We start from the raw sequence: 15,257 nt of genomic DNA on the forward strand, positions 1-15,257 counted from the left end.
CTCCTTGTTGTTTGCCGGTTGATCAACGCCAGTTGCTGGCGATGCGGGTCCGGGCGCTCAGTAGCTGAACGGCCAGCTCTTCCAATAGGTGCGCAGGCGCACCCAGATGCCGTACAGGCCCCGAGGCTCGAACAGCAGGAACACCACGATCAGCAGTCCGTAGAGGATCTGCTCGACCTGGAAGACGTTGGGGGTCTCGGCCGGCGACGAGCTGAGGAACGTCAGGAACCTCGGGAGCTCGCGGCTCAGCGTCGGCAGCAACGAGACGAACAGTGCACCGGCGATGGTGCCGCCGACGGTGCCGGCGCCGCCGATGAGGACCATCGCGATGAACTGCACCGACAGCAGCAGGCTGAACGAGCCCGGGTCGAAGAACCCGGAGATCGTGTAGAGCAGCGCGCCCGCGCAGCCGGCGTAGAACGACGACAGCGCGAAGGCCAGCGTCTTGGCCCGCGGCAGGTCGATGCCCATCATCTCGGCCGCCATGTCGCGGTCGCGGACCGCGGCGAACGACCGGCCGACCTTGGACCGGCCGATGTTGCGCGCCGCGAGGGCGAAGACCAGCAGCAGCGCCAGCATCAGGGAGTACAGCTGCTGGGGTCCGGTGAAGGAGGAGTCGGACGACGACTGGCTGAAGTCGAAGCCGAACAGCACGGGGTCGGCGGCGCTGCGACCCACGCCGGCCCCGCCGGTCAGGCTGCTCCACTCGCGGAAGACGTGCTCGCCGAGGAACACCAGGCCGAGGGTGACGATGGCCAGGTAGAGCCCGCGCAGGCGGGTCGCGATCGGTGCGACGAGGACGCCGAAGAGCGCGGCGACGATGCCGGCGGCGGGCAGCCAGACCCACATCTCCTGCACGCCGAAGCCGATGGTGCGCGCGTCGGGGTCACCCGAGATCGCCGCGGCGGTGTAGGCGCCGATGCCGACGAAGAACGCGTGGCCCAGCGACACCTGGCCGGCCAGGCCGGTGACCATGTTGAGCCCCAGCGCCCCGATGGCGAAGACGAACGCCAGCGACAGCGTGCGCAGCAGCGGGTCCTGCAAGAAGAACGGCCCCAGCACGGCCACGAGGACGACCAGCGCGACGCCGACCTTCTTGGGCCGGGTGTTGAAGAGCGCGAGCTCCTGGCCGTAGGACTGGAAGAACGCCGGGCGTCCGGTGACCTTGGTGCTCATACTCGCCTCACTTCAGGGGTGCCGAACAGTCCGTACGGGCGGGCGAGCAGGACCACCAGCATCAGGGCGTACGGCGCCACGGTGGCCGCGTTGTCGCCCAGCCACGGGGCGTAGTCGCGCTGGTAGGTGCTCACGAGGGCCTCGACGACACCCACCGCGAGGCCGCCGATGACGGCTCCCTCGAGGGAGTCCAGGCCGCCGAGGATGATCGCCGGCAGCGCCACGAGCGCGATCACCCACAGCTGCCGGTCGACGCCGGCGCTGGTCGCCAGCAGCGAGCCGGCGATCGCGGCCAGGGCCCCGGCGAGGGCCCACGACGTCGCGAACACCGAGCCGACGCTGACCCCCTGGGTCATCGCGGCCTCCTGGTCGAAGGCTGCCGCCCGCATCGCCAGGCCGAACGGCGACTTCTGGAAGAACGCGTAGAGCGCGAGCCCCACGACGACGACGGTGCCCATCATCACCAGGTGCCGGATCTGGATCGACAGCCCGAGGAGCTCGATGGTGTCGATGCCCCAGGGGAAGCCGATCGGCCGCGCCCCGATGCCGATGTAGCCGTTGACGACGACCCGTACCGCGATGTCGATGCCGAGGGTGATGATCGCGATGGTGAAGACGGCCTTGCCGACCATCGGCCGCACCGCGACCCGTTCGATGACCAGCGCGAGGGCACCGGTCAGCAGGGCGGCGGTGGTGACCGACAGCAGGAACGACAGCCCGGTGAACAGCACGAACCCCATCGCCGGCACCAGGTAGGACGTCAGCACGGCGCCGGTGAGCATGAAGGCCGGCTGGGCGAAGCTGATCACCCGGGTCGCCTTGTAGATGATGACGAACCCCAGTGCTAGCAGGGCGTAGACCGATCCGGTGCCGAGGCCGCGGATCAGGGCTTCGAGGAACTGGCTCATCGCTGGGCTCCTGTCGCTGCGGCCGGGCGGCCGTCGTACATGGACTCGACGAGGTCGTCGAAGGCCGCGACGACCGCGGCCCGCTTGACCTTCTGGCTCGCGGTGAGCTCGCCGTCCTCGTGGTCGAGCTCCTTGGGCAGCAGTCGGAAGACCTTGACCTGCTCGACCGAGGCGAGCCGGCTGTTGACGTCGTCGACGACCGTCGTGAGCAGCTCCACCACCTCGGGCTTCTCGGTGAGGTCGCGCAGGGTGCTGTAGCCCAGGCGCTGGCGCTGGGCCCACTCGCCGACGGTGTCGAGCTCGATGCCGATCAGGGCGGTGAGATACGTGCGGCCGTCGCCGACGACGAGCGCCTCCTTGACGTACGGCGAGGCCTTGAGCTCGTTCTCGATCTGCGAGGGCGAGATGTTCTTGCCTCCGGCGGTGATGATGATGTCCTTCATCCGGTCGGTGATCTTCAGGAACGAGCCGTCGACCCACTCGCCGACGTCGCCGGTGTGCAGCCACCCGTCGGGGTCGAGCACCTCCGCGGTGGCCTCGGGCCGGCCCCAGTAGCCGGCGAAGACGCCGGCGTGGCGGGTGAGGATCTCGCCGGTCTGCTCGTCGATGCGCACCTCGACCCCGCGGTGGGCCTCGCCCACCGTGCCGAGCCGGATGCGCCCGGGCTTGGCCGAGGTGGCGACCGCGGTGTTCTCGGTCATCCCGTAGGCCTCGTGCATCGGCACCCCGATGCTGGAGAAGAACGTCAGCACCTCGGGGGCGATGGGGGCGGCGCCCGACGTCGCGTGCCGCACGCGGCGCATGCCCAGCCGCTCGGTCAGCGAGCGGTAGCAGAACAGCCAGCCCAGGGCGTACTGCAGCCGGGTCGCCCGGGTGTGCTCCCCGCCGTTGGCCTCGACCGCGGCCGCGATGGCCGACGCCCGCTTGAGCCAGTACCGGGTGGAGAGCCGCTTGAAGCGGGTGGCCCCGGTCAGTCGGGTCTCGACGCCGGCGAGCAGCTTCTCCCAGATCCGCGGTACGCCGAACAGGATGGTCGGCTGCACCTCGCGCAGGTCCTGGGGCACCGTGTCGATCGACTCGGCGAAGCAGACCTGCGTGGCGGCCGCGGCGTTGAACCAGGTGGTGAAGATGCGCTCGGCGACGTGGCTCAGCGGCAGGTAGGACAGCAGCAGGTCGTCGGGGCCCGGGGGCGGGCTGGTGAACCCGCCCTCCTCGCACAGCACCTTGATCGCGAACTCCACGTTGGCGACCGTGAGCATCGCGCCCTTGGGCGGGCCCGTGGTCCCCGAGGTGTAGATCAGGGTCGCCAGGTCGTCGGGGCGCGCGGCGTCGGTGAGCGCGTCGACCGCGCCGGGGTGGGTCTCGCGGTGCTGGACGCCCTCGGCGAGGAAGTCCTCCCAGGAGACCAGTGTGGCCTGGCCGTAGGTGGCCTCGTAGCGACCGCGCACGCCCCGGGGCTCGACGTAGACGATGGTCCGCAGGGCGGGGGCGCCGCCCTGGGCCAGGACCTCGAGGGCCTTGTCGACCTGCTCCTGGTCCTCGGCGACCAGCACCACCGCGCCCGAGTCGGCCAGCAGGTAGCCGACCTCGGCCGCCGGGTTGGACGGGTAGAGCCCGACCGACGCGGCGCGCACCGCGAGGGCGCCCATGTCGGCGACCAGCCACTCGGGCCGGTTCTCGGAGTGGATGGCGACCCGGTCGCCGGGCTGCACGCCGCGGGCGAGCAGGGCGTGTCCGACGAGCTCGACCTGGTCCCAGTAGTGCGCCCAGGTCCAGGGACGCCACACGCCGAGGTGCTTGTCGCGCAGCGCGACCGCGCGCGGACGGACCCGGGCGTGCTCGCGGATCCGGGTGGCTGGGCTCGTGGTGGCGGCGTGGGCCCCGGCGGGGGCCTGGTCGAGCACGCTCATCGCGACACCTCCTCGCCGAGGTAAGCGCGCACGACCTCGGGGTGCGTCTGCACCTCGGCCGGCGTGCCGGTGGTCACGGGGGTGCCGAAGTCGACGACGAGGATCCGGTCGGCGAGGTCCATGACCAGGCCCATGTCGTGCTCGACCATGATGATCGGCACGTCGAGCTCGTCGCGGATGTCGAGCACGAAGCGCGCCATGTCCTCGGTCTCCTCCAGGTTCATCCCGGCGACGGGCTCGTCGAGCAGCAGCAGCTTGGGCTCCATGGCCAGGGCCCGGCCCAGCTCGACGCGCTTCTGCACGCCGTAGGGCAGCAGCCCGACCGGCTGCCGCCGCCACGCCTCGAGCTCGAGGAAGTCGACGATCTCCTCGCAGAAGCGGCGGTGGTGGATCTCCTGCTGGCGCGCCCGACCGAGCCAGGCGATCGCGGACGCGGCGCCGTACCTGATGTGCTGGTGGCGACCGAGCATCAGGTTGTCGATCACGGTGAGGTGCTCGAAGAGAGCGATGTTCTGGAAGGTGCGGGCGACACCGCGACCGGCGATCGTCGACGGCTTCTCGCCCAGCGTGCTCTGGCCGAGGAAGCGGACCCTGCCGCGCTGGGGGCGGTAGACCCCGGAGATGACGTTGAACAGCGACGTCTTGCCGGCGCCGTTGGGGCCGATGATCGCGAAGAGCTCGCCCGGGTCGACGTGCAGGCTCACGCCGTTGACCGCCTTGACCCCCGCGAACGCGAGGTGGACGTCGTCGAGCTCGAGGACGGGGCTCATGCCGACCACCTCTTCTTGCGTCGGTAGTGCTTGGTATCGCGGAACGACTTGCGGACGCCGTCCTCGCCGGGGTGCAGGCCGAGGTAGAACTCGCGCACGTCGTCGTCGGCCAGCAGCGCCTCGGCCGGCTTGTCGAGCACGACGCGGCCGGTCTCCAGGACGTAGCCGTGGTGGGCGACCGAGAGCGCCATGGTGGCGTTCTGCTCGACGAGCAGGATGCCGGTGCCGGTGGCGTTGATCTCGACGATCACGTCGCGGATCGACTCGACCATGAGCGGTGCGAGGCCGAGGCTGGGCTCGTCGAGCAGCAGGTAGCGGGGGTCCGACATCATCGCCCGTCCCATGGCGAGCATCTGCTGCTCGCCGCCGGAGAGGTAGCCGGCGGTCTTGGCGCGCCGGTCGGCGAGGACCGGGAACAGGCTGTAGACGCGCTCGAGGTTGGTGGAGATCCGGCCCCGGGTGGTGTGGCCGCCGACGCGGAGGTTCTCCTCGACGCTGAGCTCGACGAAGACCCGGCGGCCCTCCATCACCTGGCGCACGCCCGACTTGACGATCTTCTCGGGGCGGGTGCGGCGCAGGTCCTGGCCGTCGAGGCTGACCTCGCCCTTGGTGACCTCGCCGTCGTGGACGTCGAGCAGCCCGGTCAGCGCCCGCAGCAGGCTCGTCTTGCCGGCGCCGTTGGAGCCGAGGAGCGCCACGATGCGCTGGTCGGGGATCTCGAGACTGACCCCGCGCAGGGCGAGGACCGAGTCGTCGTAGACGACTTCGAGGTTGCGGACGGCGAGCACAGGACTCCGATCGGGGACAGGGAGGGTGAGGGGACTGCGCCGTGTGAGCGCCGTCTCACCGTCCCGTCGTGCACCGCCCGGTGTCTTTGGGGTCGGGTCACAAAGATCCCCGACGGGGGTTGGGACGAGCATCCGGTCGGCGCGGTATAGACCGCGTCTCAGCGATCGCCCGTGGGGGTGGTGTGACCACATTCACCTGGTGCAGACTCCGCGCCACCAGCGAACACATGGGGTGCGAGATGGCGGTGACCGGGGCTGTGGCCACGGCCGGCAGCAACGAGACGAGTGGGGTCGACCGGCTCGTCTCCTGGGTGCGCGCGTGCACCGACGAGGTCGCGCACGCCGCCGCGGCGACGATGTGGGACGAGATCGACGCCTACGCGGTGCACGACGACCGGGGGTTCCGCTCCGAGGTCGAGTCGCACTGCGCGCAGGTCTTCGCCGCCTTCACCGAGACGCTCGCGGAGCGTCGTGACCCGACCCGGGCCGACTTCCCCTGGACCGGCCGCCACGCGATGCGTCGCGTCGACCTCGGCATCACCCTCGCCGACTTCATGAAGGCCTTCCGCATCGGCCAGATCGCCCTGTGGGACGGCGTCCTCGAGGGCGTCGCGCAGGACCCCTCGACCAAGGACTCGGCCCTGCACATCGTCGGGCAGCTGATGCGCACCATCGAGGTCGGCAGCACCGCCGCGGCCGAGGCCTACCTCGAGGCCCAGGCCTTCCAGCTCGCCGACTCGGCGCGGCTGGCGCGCGACCTGCTCGAGGACCTCCTCGAGGGCCGACCGCCCACGGTGCGTCCGCGCCTGGAGATGCTCGCCGACGTCGGCATCAGCGAGAGTGCCCCGCTGGCCGTGGTGGTCGGGTCGCTGGCGCTGCCGGCCGGGCGCAGCCCCGACCGGGCCGCGCACGCGCTGCTGCGCTCGGCCCTCAACAACCCCGGGCGCGGACTGGTCGTCGTACGCCACGACGAGGTGGTCGCCGTGGTGCCCGTCGAGGAGGGCGGCGAGGACCGGATGCTCACCCGGGTGCGCGCCGGCATCGCCTCGCTCGCCGGGCACGGCGTCTTCCCGGTCGTCGGGGTGAGCTCGGTGCACCCGGGCTTCCTCGACATCCCCGAGGCCTACGAGGAGGCGCGCATGGCGCGGCGATCGCTGCGCGGGCGCTCCGGCGTGCAGTCGCTGTCGCGCATGTCAACCCTCGACTACCTCGTGCAGACCCACGACCGCACCGTCCGGCGCCTGGTGCGCCCGCAGGTGCGGGCCTTCGTGCAGGAGGACCTCGCCGCCGGCGGCACGTTCGTCGAGACCCTGCGCCGCTACGTCGCCTGCGACCTCAACGCCAAGCTCGCCGCGATGCAGCTGCACGTGCACGCCAACACCGTCTACTACCGCCTGGAGCGGATCGCCGAGCGCACCGGCTGCGACGTGCGCCGGGTGGAGGAGCTCATCGACCTGCTGCTGGCCGTGAGCATCGTGTCGGGCAGCGAGTAGCGCCCTGCTCCTGCCCGTTGCCGGCCCTGTTAGACAGGGACCATGCAGACACGACACCTCGGCAACGACACCGTCGGCCGTCACGAGGTCGGGGCGATCGGCCTGGGCCTGATGACCTTCGACCAGACCGGCACCCAGCCCCGCGAGCAGCTGCTCGACACCGTGCGCGCCGCCCTCGACGCCGGCGTCACCCTCTTCGACACCGCCGACGCCTACGGCCCCGGCGACGAGCTCGGCATCGACGCCCAGGGCGCCAACGAGCGGCTCGTGGCCGGGCTCCTCGACGAGCTCGGCGTCCGCGACCAGGTCCTGCTGGCCACCAAGGGCGGGCACGTGCGCACCGAGGGCGGCGGCTGGGGGCTCGACAGCGACCCCGAGCACCTGCACGAGGCGGTCGACGCGAGCCTGATGCGCCTGCGCGTCGAGCAGATCGCCCTGTGGCAGCACCACCGCCCCGACCCGGCCGTGCCCTACGAGGAGGTCCTCGGGGCGATGAAGGAGATCCACGAGTCGGGCAAGGTCGCGATGCTCGGGCTCTCCAACGCCGACCCCGACCAGATCCGGCTCGCGCACTCCGTCCTCGGCGACGCGCTGGTCAGCGTGCAGAACCAGTACAGCCCGGCCTTCCGCTCCAGCGCCCCTGAGATCGACGTCTGCGAGGAGCTCGGCCTGGCCTTCCTGCCGTGGAGCCCCCTCGGCGGCCTTGGCGACGCCAAGCAGCTCGCGGACAAGCACCCGGCGTTCGCCGAGGTCGCTGCCGCCCACGCCGTGAGCCCGCAGCAGGTCGCCCTGGCCTGGATGCTCGCCCGCTCGCCCGTCGTCATCCCGATCCCCGGCGCCAAGCGGCCCTCGTCGATCCAGGACTCCGCCGCCGCCGCCGACCTCGTGCTGACCGACGACGAGATCGCTGCTCTCGACGCGAGCTAGCGGCGGGAGTTTCACCGCGTACGCGGTGAAACTCCCACCTCTGGCACGAAGTTTTGCAACAGAAGTGGGAGTTTCACCGCTTCAGCGGTGAAACTCCCACAACCGGCCGCCCCCCCAGGCCAGCAGCAGGTCGTCACGCTCAACTCACGTGAAGAAACTCCCACTTCTGGTACGAAGTTTTGCGACAGAAGTGGGAGTTTCACCGCTTCAGCGGTGAAACTCCCGCAATCGACCGGCCTCTGGCGGGCAGGCGGTCGTCACGCCCAGTGCCGTCGACGTCCCCGCATCTTCGCGCCGGCGGTGCCGTGGTCGAGACTGGGGTCATGACCTCCCTGCTCACCGCCCGCCCGGTCGAGACCTGGCTCACCGACATGGACGGCGTCCTCGTGCACGAGGAGGTGCCGATCCCCGGCGCGACCGACTTCATCTCGGCGCTGCAGTCGTCGGGTCGCCGGTTCCTGGTGCTGACCAACAACTCGATCTACACCCCGCGCGACCTGCGCGCGCGACTGCTCGGCAGCGGGATCGACGTGCCCGAGGAGGCCATCTTCACCTCGGCGCTCGCGACCGCGCAGTTCCTCGCCGACCAGCGCCCGCACGGGACGGCGTACGTCGTGGGGGAGGCGGGGCTGACCACCGCGCTGCACGACATCGGCTACGTGATGACCGACCGCGACCCCGACTACGTCGTGCTCGGCGAGACACGCACCTACTCGTTCGAGGCGATCACCAAGGCGATCCGGCTGGTCGCGGCCGGGGCGCGGTTCATTGCGACCAACCCCGACCCGAGCGGCCCGAGCCAGCAGGGGCTGCTGCCCGCGACCGGGTCGGTGGCCGCGCTGATCAGCACCGCGACGGGGCGCACGCCGTACTTCATCGGCAAGCCCAACCCGCTGATGATGCGCAGCGCGCTCAACCGCATCGACGGCCACTCCGAGTCGACGGTGATGGTCGGCGACCGGATGGACACCGACATCATCAGCGGGCTCGAGGCGGGCCTGCGTACGGTGCTGGTGACGACCGGCTCCACCCGGCCGGAGCAGGTCGAGACCTTCCCCTACCGCCCGACGGTGGTGGTCGACTCGATCGCCGACCTGGTCGCGCTGGTGACCGAGACGCAGACGGAGACCCACTCGGAGACCCAGGAGGACGACCGATGAGCACCTTCGACGTGGAGCGGGTCCGCGCGTCCTTCCCCGCGCTGGACTCGGGCCTGGTGCGCTTCGACGGCCCGGGCGGGTCGCTGTTGCCGGTCGAGGTGGCCCAGGCGGTCGCGACGGCGATGACGTCGGGCATGTGCCAGCGCGGGTCGCTGACCGAGCCCGAGCGGCTGACCGAGGCCACGACCCAGGGCGCGCGCGCCGCGATCGGTCGGCTGCTCGACGCCGACCCGGCCGGCGTCGTCTTCGGCCGGTCGATGACCGCGATCGCCTTCGACGTCGCCCGGGCCCTGGCCGCGACGTGGGGCCCGGGCGACGAGGTCGTGGTGACCCGCCTCGACCACGACGCCAACGTGCGGCCGTGGGTGCTGGCCGCCGAGGCCGCCGGCGCGACCGTGCGCTGGCTCGGCTTCGACCCGGTGACCACCGAGCTCGACGACCCCGCGACCGTGCTCTCCGAGCGCACCCGCCTGGTCGCCCTGACCGGGGCCTCCAACCTCTTCGGCACCCGCCCGCCGGTGCGCGCGGTCGCCGACGCCGCGCACGCCGTCGGCGCGCTGGTGCACGTCGACGCGGTCCACCTCGCCGCCCACGCGCCGGTCTCGCTCGGCGACCTCGGGGCCGACCTGCTGACGTGCTCGCCCTACAAGTTCTTCGGGCCCCACCTCGGCGCGCTCGCCGCGGCCCCGGCGCTGCTCGAGACCCTGCGCCCCGGCAAGCTGCTACCCTCCAGCGACGCGGTGCCCGAGCGCTTCGAGCTCGGCACCCTGCCCTACGAGCAGCTCGCGGGCGTCACCGCCGCCGTCGACTTCATCGACGCGATCGGCGGCATGCCGCTGGTCGAGGAGCACGAGGCCGCGCTGCTCGACCGGCTGCTCACCGGCCTCGCGGGCCTCGACCACGTGCGCGTGCACGGCACACCCGCCCGGCGTACGCCGACCGTGCTGCTGCACGTCGACGGCCGGGCCGGCGACGACGTGCGCGCCGACCTCGCCGCGCAGGGCGTCCTGGCCCCGGCCGGCAGCTTCTACGCGATCGAGGCCTCCCGCCACGCCGGTCTCGGCGACACCGGGGGCGTGCGGGTCGGGCTGTCGCCGTACTCCACCGATGTCGAGGTCGACCGGCTGCTCGAGGCGCTCGCCGCGCTCTAGCCGAGCACCCGCAGCAGCCGGCGTACGACGGGGGAGCGCGGCGTGATCGCAGCCGCGGCGCGCGCGTCGGCGAGGGCGGCGCGGCGGCCCTCGGGGGTGCCGAGCCCAACGCGCGCGATGGCGCGCTGCACGTAGGCGTCCGGGCGCCGCGGGGCGAGCCGCACCGCGCGGTCGAGCACCGTGACGGCCTCGGCGTACCGGCCCTCGACGGAGCGGGCCACGGCGAGCGCGACGAGGGTCCGGTAGTCGTCGGGGGAGCGGGCCAGGCCCTGCTCGGCCCACTCCTCGGCGAGACCGGCCGCGCCGTCGGCACCCGGGAGCCCGCTGCTGGCGCGCTGCGCGAGGGCGGGCGCGGCGAGGGTGCCGAGGTCGGCGTCCCACGGGCGCCAGCGGTGGGCGGCGTCGAGCCGGTCGGAGACGGCGCCGACGTCGCCGTCGACCGCGGCGTCGATGCCCTGCGCGGTCCGGACGTCGCCGACGCAGGCCGCGGCGAGCACGACGACGCCGACCAGCAGCAGCGACCCGGGGGCGAGCACGGACCGCGGTGGTCGGTCGCCCGCCGGCAGGGCGACCGCCGCCCCGAGCAGGACCGCGGCCAGGCAGGTCGGGCCGGCGGTGGTGAAGTTGACCGCCACCGACCCCAGGTACGCCGCCACCGCGACCACCAGGGGCAGCGTCGTCGCGTCCGCGCGGACCGCCGCCGCGCACCGGCGCGCCACCAGGACCACCCCGACGGCCGACACCGCGAGCAGGGCCGCCCCGCCCGCGACCAGCACCTGCAGGGCCAGTGAGTGCGGGGAGTCGGCGAGCACCGACGGACCGGTGAACCGGACGAAGCCGGCGCTCTCGTGGGCGGGGAACGCGTCGCCGTAGCGGCTCGGGCCCAGGCCCAGCCACGGGTGGTCGGCGACGAGGTCGAGGGTCAGGCGCCACTGGTCGAGCCGGGCCCGCCCGGTCTCGGCGCCGACGAGCCGGTCACGGGTCGACGGCACGGCCAGGGCCGCGGCCACCATCGCCGCCAGCAGGATGACCAGCGGCAGCACGGCGACGCGCGCCAGCAGCACCACCAGGCCCACCGCGGTCAGCGCCAGGGCGGTGCGCGAGCCGGACGCGGCGACGGTCGTCAGGGCGGCCACCAGGCCGACGACCTCGACCGGGCTGCGGTCGCGCACCGCCGGCCGCGCGAGCACGAGCGCCGCCATCATCGCCACCGCGCCCTGGTCGCTGGCGTTGCCCAGCAGCGCGCCGGAGCGTCCCTCCCCGCCGGCCACGGCGACCACCGAGGCGACGGCCAGCACCGCCGACGCCGCGGCCAGGGCCCGCGCCAGCCATGGCTCGCGGACCACGAAGACCCGCGCGCCCGCCCACGCCGCGGCGGCGTACAGCACGAGCACCGGCGCCCCCTCGTAGCGGGGCCACCGGCCGACCAGCGACGCCACCGGGGTCTCGCCGGCCAGGGCGGCGACGACCAGCACGGCCAGCCAGGCCACGCCGACGACCACGAGCGGCCGGGGCAGGACGCCGACCGCCGGCGCGCTCAGGGCGACCAGGCAGCCCAGCGTGGTCAGCAGCAGCGCCGCCGGCACGTGGCCCGAGAAGCCACCGGGCACCGACACCAGCGGGGCCGCGACCAGGAGGCCGAGCGCGAGCCGACGGCGCCAGGACGCGCTCACCGGGCCGTTCACACCGCGCAGCCTGGCACGCCGCCCGACCGTGTGGGGTGGCCGATCGGTCGGACCTCCTGGTCAGGCAGGGCCACGTGGCCCCCGAAGCCCTGCGGCGCGGTCCGCGCGGCGCCTACCGTCGCTCCACCCACCACCCGTAGGAGACTCCCGTGCCGCTCCGCCGTCTCGTCCCGACCGCCGTCGCCGCCCTCGTGCTCGGCGCCGCCGGCTCGTCGTACGCCCTCGTCGCCCCGCAGGGGCACCACCGGCCCGCCGGGGCCCACCACGGTGCCGCCGCCGGCCAGGCCGGCGACCTGCTGCGGGGTGCCTACGCGGCGTCGTACGACCGGCTCAGCGTGAGCACGCCGTCGGTCACCGTGCGGGTCGCGCCCGTCGTGACCGGCAGCCCCGAGGTGGGCGAGACCCTGCGCGCCACCCCGGGCACCTGGCGGCCGCGGGAGGTCAAGGTCCGCTACCAGTGGCTCCTGGGCGGCCGGGTCGTGCCCGACGCCACCGGCCCGACGTACACCCCGGGCGCCCGCGCGGTCGGCCAGCGGGTCGCGGTGGTCGTGGTCGCCCGCCGCAGCGGCTACACCGCCGGCAGTGCCGTCTCGGAGTCGACCCGCCGGGTGCAGCCGGGCACCATCGACCTGCGCGAGGTCCCGGAGATCAGCGGCCGCGCCGCGGTCGGACGCCGGCTCTCGGTCTCCGAGGGCTCGTGGTCGCCGCGCGGCGTCGAGCTGACCTACCAGTGGTTCCGTGGGCGTACGGCGATCCCGCGCGCCACCCGGCCCGAGTACCGGGTGGTCCGCGCCGACCGCGGCGTGCGCCTGCGGGTCGTCGTCAGCGCCTCGCGGCCCGGCTACGACGACGCCACGGCCTCGGCGCGCACCGCCCCCGTCGACTAGCAGCCCGTCAGGCGAGCCGGGCCAGGGTCAGCCCGAAGTCGCCCGCCGGGTCGGTGAACAGCTCGACGGTCTCGAACCCCGCGGCCGCGAGCTCGGCGCGGATGCCGTCGGGGCGGAACTTGGTCGAGATCTCGACCCGCAGCTCCTCGCCGACGTGGAGGTCGAGGTCGAGCCCGGCGCCGGGGATGGTGACCCGTTGCGGCGACTCGGCGCGCAGCCGCAGGTCCATCCGCTCCATGTGGCCGTCCCAGAACGGCACGTAGGAGAACGCGTCGAGGTCGAAGTCGGCGTCGAGCTCGCGGTTGAGGACGGCCAGGCAGTTGCGCACGAACTGCGCGGTGACGCCCTGGCTGTCGTGGTAGGCGGCGACCAGCCGGTCGACCGGCTTGACCAGGTCGGTGCCGAGCAGCAGCGAGTCGCCCGGGTCGAGCGAGTCGGCCAGTGCGCCGAGGAACGCGGCGCGCTCCTCGACGTAGAGGTTGCCGATGGTGCCGCCGAGGAAGGCGACCATGCGGCGCCCGTCGGGCTCGTTGGGCGGCAGGTGGCCCAGGTGGAGGGTGAAGTCGCCGACCAGCGCCTCGACGGCCAGCCCGGGGTAGCGCCGGTGGAGCATGTCGGCCGCGTCGCGCAGGGTCTGCTCCGACACGTCGACCGGCACGAAGCGCCGCAGCCGGCCCGCCGCGGCGAACGCGTCGAGCAGGGTGCGGGTCTTGTCGCTGGTGCCCGAGCCGAGCTCGACGACGGTGCTCGCGCCACTGGCGGTGACGATGTCGGCGGCGTGGGCCTGCAGGATCGCGCGCTCGGCCTCGGTGGGGTAGTACTCCGGGAGCCGGGTGATCTCGTCGAAGAGTCGCGAGCCCTCGTCGTCGTAGAGCCACTTGGGCGGCAGCCGCCGCGGGTGCGAGCCGAGCCCGCGGCGTACGTCGTCGACCAGGGAGCCCGAGGCCCAGTCGCTGTCGACGAGCACGGACACCTTGAGCTCCGTCATCGGGGAGCACCTCCATCGGCGAGGCGCACACCGGAGACCGCCCAGCGGGCGGCGTGCGGGAAGAAGTTGCGGTAGGTCGTGCGGGCGTGGCCCGGCGGGGTCAGCGCGCAGCCGCCCCGCAGCACCATCTGGTTGGACATGAACTTGCCGTTGTACTCGCCGATCGCGCCGGCGGGCGGGTGGAAGCCGGGGTAGGGGTGGTAGGCCGAGGCCGTCCACTCCCAGCAGTCGCCGTGCACCTGGCGCAGCCCGCCGGTGGCCGGGCCGGCCGCGCGCGGGTGGAAGGCCTCGAGGTCCGGGCCACCCCCGCCGGCGCCGGTCGAGACCACCGCGTGCTCCCACTCGCCCTCGGTGGGCAGGCGCTTGCCGGCCCAGGTCGCGAACGCCTCGGCCTCGTAGAAGCTGACGTGGCACACCGGCGCGCCGGGGTCGACCGGCCAGGTGCCGTGCAGGGTGTGCTCGAGCCAGACCCCGTCGTGCCGCGACCAGTAGAGCGGGGAGTCCCAGCCCTCGCCGTTGACCCTGGACCAGCCGTCGGACAGCCACAGCTCGTGGCGCCGGTAGCCGCCGTCGGCCATGAAGTCGAGCCACTCGGCGTTGGTCACCAACCGGTCGGCGAGCCGGTAGGGCTCGAGCCACTGGCGGTGCAGCGGCAGCTCGTTGTCGAAGGAGAAGCCGCCGCCACGGTGGCCGACCTCGACCAGGCCGCCCTCGACGTCGACCCAGCCCAGCTCGTCGGGCTCGCTGCGCGGCGGGGGAGCGCCGGCGTAGACCGGCCGCAGCGGGTTGCGCGACAAGACGTGCTTGACGTCCATGAGCAGCAGCTCCTGGTGCTGCTGCTCGTGGTGGAAGCCGAGCTCGATCGTCGCGCCCAGCTTGTCGAGCGTGCCGCCGTCGAGGCGGCTGACCAGGTCACGGACCCGGTCGTCGACGTTGGCGCGGTAGTCGCCGACCTCGTGGACACCGGGCCGGGTGATCAGGCCACGGTCGGGGCGGGAGAAGCGTGGGCCGAGCGTCTCGTAGTAGCTGTTGAAGAGGAACCAGTACTGGTCCTGGAACGGGGCGAAGCCGGCCTCGTGGTCGGCCAGCAGGAAGGTCTCGAAGAACCAGGTGACGTGGGCCCGGTGCCACTTGGTGGGCGACACGTCGGCCATGGACTGCACCGTCTGGTCCTCGGGGGAGAGCGGCGCCGCCAGTCTCTCGGTGTGCGCACGGACCTCGTCGTAGCGCTGGAGCAGCGCATGGGGGTCCCAGTCGGTCGGCCAGTCGGCCGGGGTCTGGATCGTCATGCGTCCACTGAACACGACGTTCCGAGCCAGGTCGACACCCCGGCACCCGTCCGTCATCAGAACGTCATGTCTGCGTCGCGCTGCGATCACCCGTCGAGACGCCCCGTGACCAGGGGTGGGGCATG

General features: G+C 73.0%; 13 protein-coding genes. 5 read left to right on the top strand and 8 right to left on the bottom strand.

Annotated elements, in window-relative coordinates:
• Window positions 1-57: 57 nt before the first annotated feature.
• From FZC61_RS21965 to FZC61_RS21985, 5 genes are read right to left on the bottom strand one after another with little or no spacing between them, the layout of a single operon-like run.
• The gene (locus tag FZC61_RS21965) at window positions 58-1,176 is read right to left on the bottom strand and encodes a branched-chain amino acid ABC transporter permease (RefSeq protein WP_148616408.1); all 1,119 of its coding nucleotides are present in this window, start codon (window positions 1,174-1,176) and stop codon (window positions 58-60) included.
• Complete coding sequence (locus FZC61_RS21970; protein WP_148616409.1) at window positions 1,173-2,084, bottom strand: branched-chain amino acid ABC transporter permease; 912 nt, start codon at window positions 2,082-2,084, stop codon at window positions 1,173-1,175. The genes FZC61_RS21965 and FZC61_RS21970 overlap by 4 nt, the downstream gene beginning before the upstream one ends.
• The gene (locus FZC61_RS21975) at window positions 2,081-3,994 is read right to left on the bottom strand and encodes an AMP-dependent synthetase/ligase (RefSeq protein ID WP_148616410.1); all 1,914 of its coding nucleotides are present in this window, start codon (window positions 3,992-3,994) and stop codon (window positions 2,081-2,083) included. The genes FZC61_RS21970 and FZC61_RS21975 overlap by 4 nt, the downstream gene beginning before the upstream one ends.
• On the bottom strand, window positions 3,991-4,764 hold the full coding sequence (locus tag FZC61_RS21980; RefSeq protein WP_148616411.1) for an ABC transporter ATP-binding protein: 774 nt from the start codon (window positions 4,762-4,764) through the stop codon (window positions 3,991-3,993). Before FZC61_RS21980 ends, FZC61_RS21975 begins: the two co-directional genes overlap by 4 nt.
• A complete protein-coding gene (locus tag FZC61_RS21985; RefSeq protein ID WP_148616412.1) occupies window positions 4,761-5,552 on the bottom strand; it encodes an ABC transporter ATP-binding protein in 792 nt (263 codons plus the stop codon). The genes FZC61_RS21980 and FZC61_RS21985 overlap by 4 nt, the downstream gene beginning before the upstream one ends.
• A 245-nt stretch (window positions 5,553-5,797) precedes the next feature.
• Between FZC61_RS21985 and FZC61_RS21990 the strand changes: the two genes are divergently transcribed.
• From FZC61_RS21990 to FZC61_RS22005, 4 genes are all read left to right on the top strand, one after another.
• Entirely contained in the window at window positions 5,798-7,045 is a 1,248-nt protein-coding gene (locus FZC61_RS21990; RefSeq protein WP_148616413.1) for a PucR family transcriptional regulator, read from the top strand.
• Between the two features lie 42 nt (window positions 7,046-7,087).
• Complete coding sequence (locus FZC61_RS21995; RefSeq protein WP_148616414.1) at window positions 7,088-7,972, top strand: aldo/keto reductase; 885 nt, start codon at window positions 7,088-7,090, stop codon at window positions 7,970-7,972.
• Window positions 7,973-8,295: 323 nt separating this feature from the next.
• Complete coding sequence (locus FZC61_RS22000) at window positions 8,296-9,132, top strand: HAD-IIA family hydrolase (RefSeq protein ID WP_148616415.1); 837 nt, start codon at window positions 8,296-8,298, stop codon at window positions 9,130-9,132.
• Window positions 9,129-10,283 carry a cysteine desulfurase-like protein gene (locus FZC61_RS22005; protein ID WP_148616416.1) on the top strand — a complete coding sequence of 385 codons (1,155 nt, stop codon included), beginning with the start codon at window positions 9,129-9,131 and terminating at the stop codon, window positions 10,281-10,283. The genes FZC61_RS22000 and FZC61_RS22005 overlap by 4 nt, the downstream gene beginning before the upstream one ends.
• On the opposite strand, the gene FZC61_RS22010 is transcribed toward FZC61_RS22005, so the two are convergent.
• Complete coding sequence (locus FZC61_RS22010; protein WP_148616417.1) at window positions 10,280-11,968, bottom strand: O-antigen ligase family protein; 1,689 nt, start codon at window positions 11,966-11,968, stop codon at window positions 10,280-10,282. The two genes, FZC61_RS22005 and FZC61_RS22010, sit on opposite strands and share 4 nt — an antisense overlap.
• A 149-nt stretch (window positions 11,969-12,117) precedes the next feature.
• Here FZC61_RS22010 and FZC61_RS22015 point away from each other — a divergent pair, with 149 nt between their 5' ends.
• On the top strand, window positions 12,118-12,855 hold the full coding sequence (locus FZC61_RS22015; RefSeq protein WP_148616418.1) for a hypothetical protein: 738 nt from the start codon (window positions 12,118-12,120) through the stop codon (window positions 12,853-12,855).
• 7 nt (window positions 12,856-12,862) lie between these two features.
• On the opposite strand, the gene egtD is transcribed toward FZC61_RS22015, so the two are convergent.
• The gene (gene egtD, locus FZC61_RS22020; protein WP_148616419.1) at window positions 12,863-13,843 is read right to left on the bottom strand and encodes an L-histidine N(alpha)-methyltransferase; all 981 of its coding nucleotides are present in this window, start codon (window positions 13,841-13,843) and stop codon (window positions 12,863-12,865) included.
• Complete coding sequence (egtB, locus tag FZC61_RS22025; RefSeq protein ID WP_148616420.1) at window positions 13,840-15,132, bottom strand: ergothioneine biosynthesis protein EgtB; 1,293 nt, start codon at window positions 15,130-15,132, stop codon at window positions 13,840-13,842. The genes egtD and egtB overlap by 4 nt, the downstream gene beginning before the upstream one ends.
• Window positions 15,133-15,257 lie beyond the last annotated feature (125 nt).

Origin of the sequence: Nocardioides rubriscoriae, assembly GCF_008087085.1 — a bacterium.
GTDB lineage: Bacteria > Actinomycetota > Actinomycetes > Propionibacteriales > Nocardioidaceae > Nocardioides > Nocardioides rubriscoriae.